Origin of the sequence: Massilia agrisoli (genome assembly GCF_020831365.1) — a bacterium.
Classification (GTDB): Bacteria; Pseudomonadota; Gammaproteobacteria; order Burkholderiales; family Burkholderiaceae_D; genus Telluria_A; species Telluria_A agrisoli.
This window is the reverse complement of record NZ_JAJHPV010000014.1, coordinates 152,186-165,460: the sequence shown is the minus strand read 5'-3', so window position 1 is coordinate 165,460 and position 13,275 is coordinate 152,186. Positions and strand designations below refer to the sequence as shown.

The following is a 13,275-nucleotide window of genomic DNA, read 5'->3' as shown; positions in this document are numbered from 1 at the left end:
CTGGGTTATTTCGGCACGAGGAACACGGCTTTTTCTTCGACGCGCAGGCCCGCATCATCCACCGCTTCAATCGCAAATGCAATCGGGTTGGAGCCGCGCTTGCCGGTTGCGTGGTCGATCCGCACCAGCACCGGCACCGCGCGCGTGCTGGCCCCTTCGATGCGCACGTCCTGCGGCGATTCGAGGCGGATGCTGTCGATGCCCGCCACCGTGATCCGGAAGGTGTGCGCTTTCTCCGACGTGTTCATGACCTGCAGCCGGTAGACGTTCTCGATGGCGCCGTCGTCGACTTCGCGCCCCATTGCGCCGCGGTCGCGGATCACGTCCATCTTCAGCGGCGTGCGCATGGCCAGCGAGGTAAAGAAGGCAAACACGATCAGCCCCAGCAGGCTGGTATAGATCAGCACGCGCGGGCGCAGCACCCGCGCCGTGATCGCGCGCGCGCTCCAGCGCTGCTGCATGGCGTGCTCGGTCGAATAGCGGATCAGGCCAGGCGGCAGGCCGACCTTGTCCATCACCGAATTGCAGGCGTCGACGCAGGCGGCGCAGCCGATGCATTCGTACTGCAGGCCGTTGCGGATGTCGATCCCGGTCGGGCACACCTGCACGCACATATTGCAGTCGATGCAGTCGCCCTTCGGCGTGGCCGGCTGCTTGCCGGTGCGCGCGCCGCGCGGCTCGCCGCGCTCGCTGTCGTAGGTGACGATCAGGGTGTCCTTGTCGAACATCGCGCTCTGGAAGCGCGCGTACGGGCACATGTACTTGCAGACCTGCTCGCGCAGCCAGCCCGCGTTGCCGTAGGTGGCGAAGGAATAGAACAGCACCCAGAACGCTTCCCACGGCCCCAGCGCGAGCACGGCGATCGACGCGAGCAAGGTGTCGATCGGCGTGAAGTAGCCGACGAAGGTGATGCCGGTCCACAGCGCGACCGCGCCCCAGGCCAGGTGCTTGGCGGCCTTCTTCGCCACCTTTTCCACGCTCCACGGCTGGCGGTCAAGCCGGATGCGCGCGCTGCGCGCACCTTCGATCTTGCGCTCGATCCACATGAACACTTCGGTGTACACGGTCTGCGGGCAGGCGAAGCCGCACCACACGCGCCCGGCCACCGCCGTCACCAGGAACAGCAGGTATGCGCTGATGATCAGGAGCGCGGCCAGGTAGATGAAGTCCTGCGGCCACAGCACCAGCCCGAAGATGTGGAACTTGCGCGCGCCGAGGTCGAACAGCACCGCCTGGCGCCCGTTCCACTGCAGCCAGGGCAGGCCGTAGAACACCAGCTGCGTGAGCCACACGCAGGCCCAGCGCAGGGTCGCATAGCGCCCCTTTGCTTCGCGCGGGTAGATCTCCTCGCGCTTGGCGTACATCTTGATCACATGTTCGGTTGGTGCTGCGTCTTTCATTTTTGCGCCAGTTCAGACTTGCCTGGTTGTGAAGGGTTGGACAGGCTCCAGACGTAGGCCGCCAGCACATGCACCTTCGGCTCGCCCAGGAAGTCGCTGAAGGCCGGCATGCTGTTGGACCTGCCCTTGCGGATGGTTTCGATGATGGTCTCGGCGCTGCCGCCATACAGCCACACCTTGTCGGCCAGGTTGGGCGCGCCCAGCATCGGGTTGCCCGCGCCGCCGGCGCCGTGGCAGGCCACGCAGGCAGCGAACTTGGTTTTGCCGAAGGCCGTCTTGATCGGGTCGGCGGTCGAGCCGGACAGGCTCTTGACGTAATGCGCCACGTTCTCGATGTCCTTCTCGGAGCCGACCGCCGCGCCCATTGGCGGCATGTGGCCGGCGCGGCCCTGCATGATCGTGGTCTTGATCACCGAAGGCTCGCCGCCGTACAGCCAGTCGCCGTCGGTCAGGTTGGGGAATCCCTTGGAGCCGCGCGCGTCCGAACCGTGGCACTGGGCGCAGTAGGTCAGGAACAGGCGCTCGCCGATGGCCTGGGCCTGCGGGTCGGCGGCCACCGCCACCAGGTCCTGGCTGGCGTACCGGGCGAACAGCGGGCCGTACTCGGCCTGCGCCGCCTTCAGCTCGTCCTGGTACTCGCCGCTGGACTGCCAGCCAAGCTTGCCGGCGTAGCTGCCGAGGCCCGGATACAGCACCAGGTAGGCCAGCCCGAACACGATGGTGATGTAGAACAGCCACATCCACCAGCGCGGCATCGGCGTATTCAGTTCGGTCAGGTCGTCGTCCCAGACGTGGCCGGTGGTGCCGACCGCTTCGTCCTTCGACTTGACCTTGTGCACCGACTGCGACCACAGCAGGATGCCGCAGCCGAGGATCGACAGGATCGTGATGATCGAGATATACAGGTCCCAGAACCCGCTGGTGAAATCAGCCATGGCCGTTCTCCCGCGCGTGCATGGTGTCGGCTTCGGCGTCGGCGAACGGCAGCGCCGCCTGGGCGTCGAAGTCGCGGCCACGGTTAAGGACGAAGGTCCACAGCAAGATGCCGAGGAAGGTGGTGAAGCTGATCACCGTCATCACGCTGCTTGCGCTGTCAAAAATCTGTTCGAGTGCCATGTCAGTTCCTTGTCTTGATCTGGGTGCCCAGGCCTTGCAGGTAGGCGATCAGCGCGTCCTGCTCGGTCTTGCCCTCCAGCTGGGCGGGGCCAGCTGCAATTTCTTCATCCGTGTACGGCACGCCGAGGGTCTTCATCGCGCGCATCTTGGCTGTCACCTCGGACGGCACCAGCTGGGCGTTGGCCAGCCACGGGTAAGACGGCATGTTCGACTCGGGCACCAGGTCGCGCGGGTTGTCCAGGTGCGCGCGGTGCCATTCATCGCTGTAGCGGCCGCCCACGCGGGCCAGGTCCGGGCCGGTGCGCTTCGAGCCCCACTGGAACGGATGGTCGTAGACGAATTCGCCGGCCACCGAGTAGTGGCCATAGCGCTCGGTCTCGGCGCGGAACGGCCGGATCATCTGCGAATGGCAGTTGTAGCAGCCTTCGCGGATATACACGTCGCGCCCGACGAGGCGCAGCGGCGAGTAGGGTTTCAGGCCGGCGACCGGCTCGGTGGTCGACTTCTGGAAGAACAGCGGCACGATCTCTACCAGGCCGCCGAAGGAAATGACCAGCACCACCAGCCCGATCAGGAGCCATGGATTCTTCTCGATCCACTCGTGTGAAAATTTCATGAAAAAAGCTCCTGCAGTATTAAGCGTGAATTGGGTTGATCGCCGGGATGCGCGCATCGACGCTGACCGTGTCGCGCATCGTCATCCAGGTGTTGTAAGCCATGACCAGCATGCCCGACAGGTACAGCAGGCCGCCGCCGAAACGGATCACGTAGTACGGATAGGTCGCCTTGACGCCTTCGACGAAGGTGTAGGTCAGGGTGCCGTCCGGGTTGACCGCGCGCCACATCAGGCCCTGCATCACGCCGGCGATCCACATCGAAGCGATGTACAGGACGATGCCGATGGTCGCGACCCAGAAGTGCAGGTCGATCAGGCGGGTGCTGTACATGGCGGTCTTGCCGGCCAGGCGCGGCACCAGGTAGTAGATCGAACCCATCGTGATGAAGCCTACCCAGCCAAGCGCGCCGGCGTGGACGTGGGCGATGCCCCAGTCGGTGTAGTGCGACAGCGAGTTGATGGTCTTGATCGACATCATCGGGCCTTCGAAGGTGGCCATGCCGTAGAACGACAGCGAGACGATCAGGAACTTCAGGATCGGGTCGGAGCGCAGCTTGTGCCAGGCGCCCGACAGGGTCATGATCCCGTTGATCATGCCGCCCCACGACGGCGCCAGCAGGATCAGCGAGAACACCATGCCGATCGACTGGGTCCAGTCAGGCAGCGCGGTGTAGTGCAGGTGGTGCGGGCCGGCCCACATGTAGGTGAAGATCAGCGCCCAGAAGTGCACGATCGACAGGCGGTACGAGTACACCGGGCGCTCGGCCTGTTTCGGGATGAAGTAGTAGACCATGCCCAGGTAGCCGGCGGTCAGGATGAAGCCGACCGCGTTGTGGCCGTACCACCACTGGATCATCGCGTCCTGCACGCCCGAGTAGACCGAGTACGACTTCATGGCCGATACCGGGATCGCCATGCCGTTGACGATGTGGAGCACGGCGACAGCCAGGATGTAGCCGCCGAAGAACCAGTTGGCAACGTAGATGTGCTTGACCTTGCGCTTGAGGATGGTGCCGAAGAAGACCACGGCGTAGGCCACCCAGACCACCGTGATCAGGATCGCGATCGGCCATTCGAGCTCGGCGTATTCCTTACCGCGCGTGAAGCCCATCGGCAGCGAGATGGTGGCGCCGACCAGCACCGCCTGCCAGCCCCAGAACGTGAAAGCGGACAGCTTGTCGGAGAACAGGCGCACCTGGCAGGTGCGCTGCACCACGTAGTACGAGGTGGCGAACAGGCCGCAGATGCCAAACGCGAAAATCACGGCATTGGTGTGCAGCGGACGCAGCCGCCCGTAGGTCAGCCATGGCGTGTCGAAGTTAAGCGACGGCCATGCCAGCTGGGCCGCGATGACGACGCCCATCAGCATCCCGATGACGCCCCAGACCACGGTGGCGATCGTGAACTGCCGGACGATCTTGTAGTTGTAATTCAGACCTGTGTCCAAAATGCTTCTCCTGGATAATGCTATGAAATTGATGACAGGCTCAAGGTTAGATTTCCGCACCCCAAAAATCCTTGATGTGAATCAAAACCGGCCAGATCAGTGCATGTTTGGCGGATTGCCGTCGTCGTCGTGGAGGATGCGCAACGCCGGGCCGTCGAGGTCATCGAACTGGCCGCTGTCGGAGGCGCCGAAGAAGATCCAGACCGCGACCGCGACGACGATCAGGCTGAGGGGAACGAGGAGGAACAGCGCTTCCATTTATACCTTCGCGCGCCGCAGGCGCAGTGCATTGATGACAACCACGGCCGACGACAGCGACATGCCGACGCCGGCCATCCACGGGTTGAGCAAGCCGAATGCGGCGGCCGGGATCGCCACCACGTTGTAGGCGCTGGCCCACCACAGGTTCTGGCGGATCACCGCCAGGGTGCGCGTGGCCGTCGCAGCCGCTTCGCCCAGTGCGCCCAGGCGCCCGCCGAGCAGCACGCAGTCGGCATTGAGCTGGGCCAGCGCGGCGCCGCCGCCCATGGCAAAGGACACGTCGGCCGCCGACAGCACCGCGGCGTCGTTGATGCCGTCGCCGGCCATCGCCACCACCGCGCCGTCGGCCTGCAGCGCCTGCACGAAGGCCAGCTTGTCGGCCGGCAGCTGGCCGCCGACGGCGCGGGTGATTCCCAGCTCGGCTGCAATCGCCTCGGTGACGTCCTGCTGGTCGCCGCTCAGGAGGATGACTTCCTTGCCGGCGCGCTGGAACTGGCGCACCACGGCCGGCGCATCGGCGCGCAAGGCGTCGGCCAGGACGAAGCGCGCCAGCAGGCCGCCAGCGTCGCCGAGATAGACCGCGGTCATGTCGCCGTCGGCCGCCGCCGGCAAGGCGCCGCTGATGGCTGCGACAAACGAGGCCCGGCCCAGCCGGTACGCGCGGCCATCGACGCAGCCTGCGATCCCCTGCCCCACCACGTTGGTGACGTCTTGCGCGTCAAGCGGCGCCGCGGTGCTGGCGGCGCGGATGGCCGCGCCGAGCGGATGGGCGCTCGACTGCTCCAGCGCCGCCGCCAGCTGCAGGCAGCGTTCGCGCGATGCGCCGCCGAACAGGGCGATATGGTTCAGCACCGGCTTGCCTTCGGTGAGCGTGCCAGTCTTGTCGAAAATGACATGGGTGGCGCGATGCAGCGTTTCCAGCACATGCGGCTGGACCACCAGCACGCCGCGCCGCACCAGCATGTCGGTGGCCGCCGCCAGCGCAGTCGGCGTGGCCAGCGACAGCGCGCACGGGCACGACACGACCAGTACCGCGATCGCCACTTCCCACGCGCGCGCGGGGTCGGTCAGTTGCCAGCCGATGAACACCAGCAGCGCCAGCACCAGCAGCGCGGCGACGAACCAGGCGGCCACCTTGTCGGCCCACAGCGCCAGCTGCGGCTTGCCCTGCCCCGCCCGTTCCACCAGCGCCACCAGGCGCGACAGGGTGCTGTCGCGCGCGCCGCGCACCACCCTCAGCACCACTGCCTGGCCGGCGTTGACTGCGCCGCCGGGCACTTCGTCGCCGGCCTTGCGCGCCTGGGCGCGGCTCTCGCCGGTCAGCAGCGCCAGGTCAAGCTCGGTGTCGCCTTCGACGATCACGCCGTCGGCGGCCAGCGCCTCGCCCGGACGGACCAGGATGATGTCGCCTTCGCGCAGCTGCGACGCAGCCGCCACTTCGGTGTCGCGCACCGACGGGTAGCCCGGCATGCGCAGCGCCGACGCGGGCAGCGCATGCTGGAGTTTTTCCAGCGCCTGCGCGGCCTTGCGGCGCGCCACCAGCTCGAGGTAGCGGCTGGCCAGCAGCAGGAAGATAAACATCGTCACCGAGTCGAACCAGACGTCGCCCTCGCCGCGCAGCACTGACCAGGCGCTGCCGGCGAACGCCGCCCCGATCCCCAGCGCGACCGGCACGTCCATGCCGGGCATGCCCTGCTTCAGGTTCAGCCAGGCGCCGCGGAAGAACGGCTGGGCCGAGTACAGCACCGCGGGAAGCGTCAGCAGCAGCGACGCCCAGTGCATCAGCGCCGTCATGTCGGCGTCCATGGTGCCGTCGGTGGCCAGGTAGACCGGCACGGCGTACATCATCACCTGCATCATCGACAGGCCGGCGATGAACAGCTGGCGGAACAGCTTCTTGCGCGCCCTGTCCAGCTGTTCGCCATGGCGCGCCGGATCGTAGGGCCATGCGGCATAGCCGACCTGGCGCAGCGCCAGCAGGATGTCGCTGGCCTTGCAGGCTCCGGCCTGCCATTGCACAGACAGGCGCTCGGTCGCCACGTTCATCTCGGCCGACAGCACGCCTGGCACCCGCGCCACCTTGCGCTCGATCAGCCAGACGCAGGCCGCGCAGCGGATGCCTTCGACCGAAAATACCGCATCGGCCTGGCCGTCGGCCGCGCCGCGCCCTTCGTCGCACAGCGCCAGTTCGGCCGGCACCAGCGGCACGTCCTCGCCGCGCGCGCCAAATTCGGTGCGCGCGCTGTAGTAGCTGCTGCAACCCGCATCGACGATGCCTTGCGCGACGGCGGCGCAGCCGGGGCAGCACATCGGGCGCGCCACCGCATCGATGGCGACCTCCCAGCTGCTGCCCGGCGCGACCGGCAGGCCGCAGTGGAAGCAGTCGCGCGGGGCCAGCACGGCATTCATGGCGCCAGCCCCGGAATGCAGAACAGGTCCAGCCAGTGCGCCTGGCCGCCGGTTGCCGCGCGCGCCACGCCGGCCAGGCCGAAGCCCAGCACCAGCAGGCCGGCGGCCACGCGCACGGCGCGCCGCTGCATCGCCGCGCGCAGGCGGGCGCCAGCCACGCCCATCGTCACCAGCATTGGCAAGGTGCCAAGGCCAAACGCCAGCATTACGGCGGCGCCGGAAGCGGCCGAGCCGCTCAGCATCGCGGTGACCAGCACGCTGTACACCATCCCGCACGGCAGCCAGCCCCACAGCACGCCCAGGCCGAACAGCTTGCCCGCGCCGTCGAGCGGCTGCAGGCGCGCACCGAGCGGCTTGAGGCGGCGCCACAGGCCGCCGCCGATCGTCTCGACATGGGCCAGGCCGCGCCATGCGTCCATCAGGTGCAGGCCGAGGGCGACCAGCATCAGGTTGGCCAGCCAGTAGCCGGCCGTTTGCAGGCCGCCAAGGCCCGCAAGGGTGCGCGCGCCATTGGCCAGGCCGCCGGCGAGCGCGCCGGCCATCATGTAGGACGCGATGCGGCCGGCGTTATACGACAGCACGCGGGCCGGTACGCGCGGGGCGCCGCGGGTTGCGACCGGAACCGGGAAGGCCCGCACGGCCGGGGGCGCCATCGAGAAGGCGCTGACGATCCCGCCGCACATGCCGGCGCAGTGGACGCTGCCAAACAGCCCGATGAGAAAGACCGGGAACAGGTGAATGCTTTGCATGCGATGCCTGTCAGATGGTCTTCGAGTAGCGCGCAAGCTGCGGCGCCGAAGTGAGGTAGCGGTCGAACACCATGCAGATGTTCCGGATCAGCAGCCGGCCCTTGGGCGTGACCGTCAGCCACTCGGGCCCGACCGACAGCAGGCCGTCGCTGGCCAGCGCCTTGAGGCGCTCCAGTTCGGCCTCGAAATAGCTGGCAAATTCCACCGGGTAGGCCTGCTCGATGGCTTGCACCGACAGCTCGAAATGGCACATCAGCGTCTGGATGACGGTGCGCCGCAGCGCGTCGTCCATCGACAGGCGCACGCCGCGCACCACCGGCAGCTCGTTCTTGTCGAGCGCATCGTAATACGCGTCCAGGGTCTTGACGTTCTGGCTATAGGTGGCGCCGACCGAACCGATGGCCGATACGCCGCACGCCACCAGGTCCGCTTCGGCGTGGGTCGAATAGCCCTGGAAGTTGCGGTGCAGGCGGCCCTGCTGCTGCGCCACCGCGAGGTCGTCGCCGGGGCGCGCGAAATGGTCCATGCCGATATAGACATAGCCGGCGTCGACCAGGCGGCGCACGCACAGCGCCAGCATGTCGAGGCGGGCGTCGGCGCCTGGCATGTCGGCGTCGACGATGCGGCGCTGCGACTTGAACAGGTGCGGCAGGTGCGCGTAGTTGTAGATCGCGATCCGGTCCGGGCTGGCGGCGATCACCTTGGCCAGCGTCTGCGCCATGCTGATGACGTTCTGCTTCGGCAGGCCGTAGATCAGGTCGACGCTCACCGAACGGAAGCCGGCGGCACGGGCCGCGTTGATGATGTCGCGGGTGTCGTCCTCGGGCTGGACCCGGTTGACGGCGCGCTGCACGTCAGGGTCGAAGTCCTGCACGCCCAGGCTGACCCGGTTGAAGCCCTGGCGGCGCAGGCTGTGCACGCGCTCAGGCGACACCGTGCGCGGGTCGATCTCGATCGAGTATTCGCCCACGGCGTCCGGCGCCAATTGGAACCAGCGCCGCACATGCGCCATCAGGTCGCCCATCTGCTCGTCCGAGAAGTAGGTCGGGGTGCCGCCGCCCAGGTGCAGCTGCTCGACCTGGTTCATGCCGGCGAACAGGCGGCCCTGCATTTCGATTTCGCGCTTCAGGTAGCTCAGGTAGGTGACCGCCTTGTCGCGGTTCTTGGTGACGATCTTATTGCAGGCGCAGTAGTAGCAGACGGTGTCGCAGAACGGGATGTGCAGGTACAGGGACAGCGGCTTGGCGACGCCGCGCGTGCGCAGGCCGGCCACTGCCTGCAGGTAATCGCGGTAGCCGAAGCTCTCGCTGAAACGGTCGGCGGTCGGGTACGAGGTGTAGCGGGGTCCGGACTGGCTCAGCTTGCGGATGAGCGCGCCGTCGAATTCGACGCTGGGGACGGCGGCTACCGGTATTGCGGATACGTTCATTGAGTGTTGCTCCAAACCTGACTGTAAGCGCAGTCTATTGATCAGCACCTGCAAAATCCTTGCGGTGGATCAAAAACGGCCGAAGCACCCCGCGGCGGGCCCGGTTCCAGCCCGGCCGCCGCAAGCAATTAGCAAGATGTTACTAGTCCAGCCGCAAACTCAGGTGGACCGAGTCTTCGGCGGGATTGGGCGTGACCTCGAAGCCCAGCTTGCGCACCAGCTTGATCACGCGGGCGTTCTGGGGCAGCGCCTCGCCGACGATTTCGCGGGTCCCGCGCGTGCGGCAGTAGGCAATCAGCTTTTCCATCAGGACCCGCCCCAGCCCGTGGCCCTTGAGGTCGGAGCGCACGGTGACGGCAAACTCGGCCTGGATGTTGTCCGGGTCGGCCACCACCCGCGCCACCCCGAGGGTCTGTTCGCCGCCGCCTGGTAAGGCGCGGGTGGCGATAAACGCCATTTCCCGGTCGTAGTCGATCTGGGTGAAGCGCGCCAGCTGCGACGGCTGCAGCTCGCGCACCCGCACGAACATCCGGTAGCGCACGTCGTCCGGCGTCAGGGCGGCGAAAAACGCCAGGTGCGCGGGCCCGTCCTCGGGGCGGATCGGCCGCAGTGTCAGCGTTTCGCCATTCCACACCACTTGTTCTTCCAGTTCGGCCGGATAGGGACGGATCGCCAGCCGGTCCAGCGTGCTGGCGGTCTGGTCGGCCAGTTCGACCCGGATGCGGGCGTCGAGGGCGATCACCCCTTCGCTGTCGGCCAGCAGCGGATTGATGTCCAGTTCGACAAGCTCGGGGATGTCGGCCACCAGTTGCGACACCTGCACCAGCACCCGGACGATGGCGTCGATGTCGGCCGCCGGCCGGTTGCGGTAGCCGGCCAGCAGCCTGGCCACCCGGGTGCGCGAGATCATGTCGCGCGCCAGCACGGCGTTGAGCGGCGGCAGCCCGACCGCGTGGTCGGCCATGACCTCGACCGCGACGCCGCCCTGGCCGAACAGGATCACCGGCCCGAATACCGGGTCGGTCGCCACGCCCACAATCAGTTCGTGCGCCTGCGGACGGCGCGCCATGCTTTGCACGGTGAAGCCCTCGAGGCGCGCGCCGGGCATGAGCTGGCCGAGGCGGCGCTGCATGCGGGTCGCGGCGGCGCGCACCGCCTCCGCGGTGTCGAGGTCGAGCGCCACCCCGCCGACGTCGGACTTGTGGGTGATGTCGGGCGACAGGATCTTGACGGCGACCGGATAGCCGATCGCGGTGGCCGCCTCGGCCGCGGCGCCCGGATCGGCGGCGGTGCGGGTCTGGACCACCGGGATGCCATAGGCGCCCAGCACCTGCTTGGCCTCCGGCTCGGTGAGGATGGAGCGGCCGCTTGCCAGCACCGCGCGCACCACCTGCGCCGCCACCGCCCGCCCTTCGGCCACATGCACCGCCACCGTCGCGGGCACCTGCATCAGCAGGTCCTGGTTGCGCCGGTACTGGGCGACCTGCATGAAGGCGCTGACCGCCTCTTCGGGCGTGGCATAGGCAGGAATGCCTTCGGCCGCAAAGATCCGGCGCGCCTCGAGCACCCCGTCGCCGCCCAGCCAGCAAGCCAGCACGCTGCGCGACGCGGCTTTTGCCAGCGGCGCCACCGCGCGCGCGATGTCGGCGCTGGGCACGATGGCGGTGGGGGCATGGATGAACAGCACCGCATCGTTGCCAGGGTCGTTCAGCAGCACGCTGAGGGTGTCGCAGTAGCGCTGCACCGGCGCGTCGCCGATGATGTCGACCGGGTTGGCGCGCGACCAGGTCGGCGGCAGCACCGCGTCCAGGCTGGCCAGGGTCGCGGCGCTGAGCGCAGGCAGCGTGCCGCCGGCCGCGCCCAGCGCGTCGGCCGCCATGACGCCGGGACCGCCGCCATTGGTCATGATGGCCAGCCGCTCGCCGCCGCGGGTGCGCGCGTGCGCCAGCGTCTCGACGGCGGCGAACATGTCTTCGGTGGTCAGCACCCGCAGCATGCCGGCGCGGCGGATGGCGGCGTCGTAGACGTCGTCGGCGCCGGCCAGCGCGCCGGTGTGCGAAGCGGCGGCGCGCGCCCCTTCCGGCATGCGCCCGGCCTTGAGCACCAGCACCGGCTTGCTGCGCGCTGCCGCGCGCGCCGCCGACATGAACTTGCGCGCATGGCGCACGTCTTCCATGTACATCAGGATGGCGCCGGTGTCGGCGTCGCTGGCGAGGAAGTCCAGCACGTCGCCGAAGTCGACGTCGGCGCTTTCGCCCAGCGAAATGAACTTCGAAAAACCGATGCCGCGCGAACGCGCCCAGTCCAGCACCGCGGTCACCATGCCGCCCGACTGCGATACGAAGGCGATCCGCCCGGGGATGGCGCCGGTGTGGGCGAAGCTGGCGTTCAGGCCGATGCCCGGCACCAGCAGGCCGACGCAGTTGGGGCCGAGCAGGCGCAGCACGTAGGGGCGCGCCGCATCGAGCGCGGCCTGCTTGAAGGTACGGCCGTGGGCATCCGTTCCTGCGCCGAGGCCGGCGCTGAGGATGATCGCCGCGCGCGTGCCGGCCGCGCCGAGCTGGCGCACGATGGCCGGCACCGTCGCCGCCGGCGTGCAGATGATGGCCAGGCCGGGCGCTTCGGGCAAGGCTTCGACACCGGGCCAGGTGCGCAGCCCGCACAGCGTGTCGTATTTGGGATTGACCGGATACACCGGCCCCTTGAACCCGGCCGCAAGCACGTTGCGCAGCACCGTGGCGCCTACGCTGTGCGGGCGCAGCGAGGCGCCGATGACGGCCACCGAACGGGGGGCGAACAGCTGGTCCAGGTTCCTCACGCTCATGGTCAGCACCTTCTTGTTGTTCAGGAGCCGGGCAGCTTAGTGGCCCAGCGCGGCAAATTAGTTGATGTGCATCAAAAATACCGGAACCCGCCCTTGCCTTTCAAAATCCCTGCTGGACGCAGGCCGTGGCGCGGCCTAATCTAGTGTCATACAGTCCACTTCATGCGAAAGGATTTGCCATGTCGTACAAGACCATACTCGTCCACGCCGATTCGTCGCGCCATGCCGAAGAGCGCGTGCGCGTCGCCGCCCGCCTCGCCCTGGCCGAGGGCGCCCACCTGGTGGGAACGGCCATGACGGGTATTTCGCGCTTCCTGTACCAGGACAGCAGCATCGACCTGACCCGCACCGTGGTGGCGATGCACATGGATGCACTGTACCAGCGCGCCGGCGAGTCGCTCGCACGCTTCGAGGCGCTGGCCGCGGAAGCCGGGGTGCCGACCTGCGAACGCCGGCTGGTCGATGACGAACCCGAAGGCGGGCTGGCGCTGCAGTCGCGCTATGCCGACCTGGTGGTAGTCAGCCAGACCGACCTTGACGACCAGTCGGCGCGCCTGACGCCGCGCCTGCCCGAGTACGTGATGCTCAACAGCGCGCGGCCGGTGCTGGTGGTGCCCTACGCCGGCACCTTCGAACGGCTGGGCGACAACGTGCTGGTCGCATGGGACGCCAGCATGGAGGCCACCCGCGCCGTGACCAACGCGATCCCGCTGCTCAAGCGCGCGCGCCATGTGACGATCGCGGTGTTCAACCCCAGCCCCTTCGACGCCCACGGCGAGCAGCCCGGCGCCGATATCGCCCTGTACCTGGCGCGCCACGGCGTGAATATCGAAGTGTCGCTGCAACAGACTGGCATCGACGTCGGCAATGCGCTGCTGTCGATGGCGGCCGACCGCAACGCCGACCTGATCGTCATGGGCGGCTACGGCCACGCACGACTGCGCGAGCTGCTGCTGGGCGGCGCCACCGAGACCGTGCTGCGCACCATGACGGTGCCGGTGCTGATGTCGCACTAGGAGGCCAC

Annotated in this window: 11 protein-coding genes; 1 reads left to right on the top strand and 10 read right to left on the bottom strand. The window is 67.9% G+C overall.

All coding sequences use genetic code 11. The features are described 5' to 3' along the window. Positions 1-5: 5 nt before the first annotated feature. The 10 genes from ccoG to LMJ30_RS14995 form a co-directional block, all read right to left on the bottom strand. Positions 6-1,400 carry a cytochrome c oxidase accessory protein CcoG gene (ccoG, locus tag LMJ30_RS15040; RefSeq protein ID WP_229433153.1) on the bottom strand — a complete coding sequence of 465 codons (1,395 nt, stop codon included), beginning with the start codon at positions 1,398-1,400 and terminating at the stop codon, positions 6-8. Continuing rightward, positions 1,397-2,335 carry a cytochrome-c oxidase, cbb3-type subunit III gene (ccoP, locus tag LMJ30_RS15035; protein ID WP_229433152.1) on the bottom strand — a complete coding sequence of 313 codons (939 nt, stop codon included), beginning with the start codon at positions 2,333-2,335 and terminating at the stop codon, positions 1,397-1,399. Before ccoP ends, ccoG begins: the two co-directional genes overlap by 4 nt. Beyond that, positions 2,328-2,516 carry a cbb3-type cytochrome oxidase subunit 3 gene (locus tag LMJ30_RS15030; RefSeq protein WP_229433151.1) on the bottom strand — a complete coding sequence of 63 codons (189 nt, stop codon included), beginning with the start codon at positions 2,514-2,516 and terminating at the stop codon, positions 2,328-2,330. Before LMJ30_RS15030 ends, ccoP begins: the two co-directional genes overlap by 8 nt. 1 nt (position 2,517) lies before the next feature. Beyond that, positions 2,518-3,132: a cytochrome-c oxidase, cbb3-type subunit II gene (ccoO, locus tag LMJ30_RS15025; RefSeq protein ID WP_229433150.1), complete on the bottom strand. Its 615-nt coding sequence runs from the start codon at positions 3,130-3,132 to the stop codon at positions 2,518-2,520. A gap of 19 nt (positions 3,133-3,151) precedes the next feature. Continuing rightward, positions 3,152-4,579: a cytochrome-c oxidase, cbb3-type subunit I gene (ccoN, locus tag LMJ30_RS15020; protein ID WP_229433149.1), complete on the bottom strand. Its 1,428-nt coding sequence runs from the start codon at positions 4,577-4,579 to the stop codon at positions 3,152-3,154. 96 nt (positions 4,580-4,675) lie between these two features. After that, a complete protein-coding gene (gene ccoS / locus LMJ30_RS15015; protein ID WP_229433148.1) occupies positions 4,676-4,837 on the bottom strand; it encodes a cbb3-type cytochrome oxidase assembly protein CcoS in 162 nt (53 codons plus the stop codon). Continuing rightward, entirely contained in the window at positions 4,838-7,249 is a 2,412-nt protein-coding gene (locus LMJ30_RS15010) for a heavy metal translocating P-type ATPase (RefSeq protein WP_229433147.1), read from the bottom strand. Then, complete coding sequence (locus tag LMJ30_RS15005; protein WP_229433146.1) at positions 7,246-7,998, bottom strand: sulfite exporter TauE/SafE family protein; 753 nt, start codon at positions 7,996-7,998, stop codon at positions 7,246-7,248. The genes LMJ30_RS15010 and LMJ30_RS15005 overlap by 4 nt, the downstream gene beginning before the upstream one ends. Positions 7,999-8,008: 10 nt before the next feature. Then, entirely contained in the window at positions 8,009-9,427 is a 1,419-nt protein-coding gene (hemN, locus tag LMJ30_RS15000; protein ID WP_229433145.1) for an oxygen-independent coproporphyrinogen III oxidase, read from the bottom strand. A gap of 142 nt (positions 9,428-9,569) precedes the next feature. After that, positions 9,570-12,251: a bifunctional acetate--CoA ligase family protein/GNAT family N-acetyltransferase gene (locus tag LMJ30_RS14995; protein ID WP_229433144.1), complete on the bottom strand. Its 2,682-nt coding sequence runs from the start codon at positions 12,249-12,251 to the stop codon at positions 9,570-9,572. A 179-nt stretch (positions 12,252-12,430) separates the two neighbouring features. Here LMJ30_RS14995 and LMJ30_RS14990 point away from each other — a divergent pair, with 179 nt between their 5' ends. Beyond that, complete coding sequence (locus LMJ30_RS14990; RefSeq protein WP_229433143.1) at positions 12,431-13,267, top strand: universal stress protein; 837 nt, start codon at positions 12,431-12,433, stop codon at positions 13,265-13,267. Positions 13,268-13,275 lie beyond the last annotated feature (8 nt).

Bases quoted from the DNA above. Each gene is read 5' to 3' on its own strand.
- ccoP (WP_229433152.1), bottom strand. From the start codon at position 2,335: ATGGCTGATTTCACCAGCGGGTTCTGGGACCTGTATATCTCGATCATC.
- ccoG (WP_229433153.1), bottom strand. From the start codon at position 1,400: ATGAAAGACGCAGCACCAACCGAACATGTGATCAAGATGTACGCCAAG.
- LMJ30_RS14990 (WP_229433143.1), top strand. From the start codon at position 12,431: ATGTCGTACAAGACCATACTCGTCCACGCCGATTCGTCGCGCCATGCC.
- ccoS (WP_229433148.1), bottom strand. From the start codon at position 4,837: ATGGAAGCGCTGTTCCTCCTCGTTCCCCTCAGCCTGATCGTCGTCGCG.
- ccoO (WP_229433150.1), bottom strand. From the start codon at position 3,132: ATGAAATTTTCACACGAGTGGATCGAGAAGAATCCATGGCTCCTGATC.
- hemN (WP_229433145.1), bottom strand. From the start codon at position 9,427: ATGAACGTATCCGCAATACCGGTAGCCGCCGTCCCCAGCGTCGAATTC.
- LMJ30_RS14995 (WP_229433144.1), bottom strand. From the start codon at position 12,251: ATGAGCGTGAGGAACCTGGACCAGCTGTTCGCCCCCCGTTCGGTGGCC.
- LMJ30_RS15010 (WP_229433147.1), bottom strand. From the start codon at position 7,249: ATGAATGCCGTGCTGGCCCCGCGCGACTGCTTCCACTGCGGCCTGCCG.
- LMJ30_RS15030 (WP_229433151.1), bottom strand. From the start codon at position 2,516: ATGGCACTCGAACAGATTTTTGACAGCGCAAGCAGCGTGATGACGGTG.
- LMJ30_RS15005 (WP_229433146.1), bottom strand. From the start codon at position 7,998: ATGCAAAGCATTCACCTGTTCCCGGTCTTTCTCATCGGGCTGTTTGGC.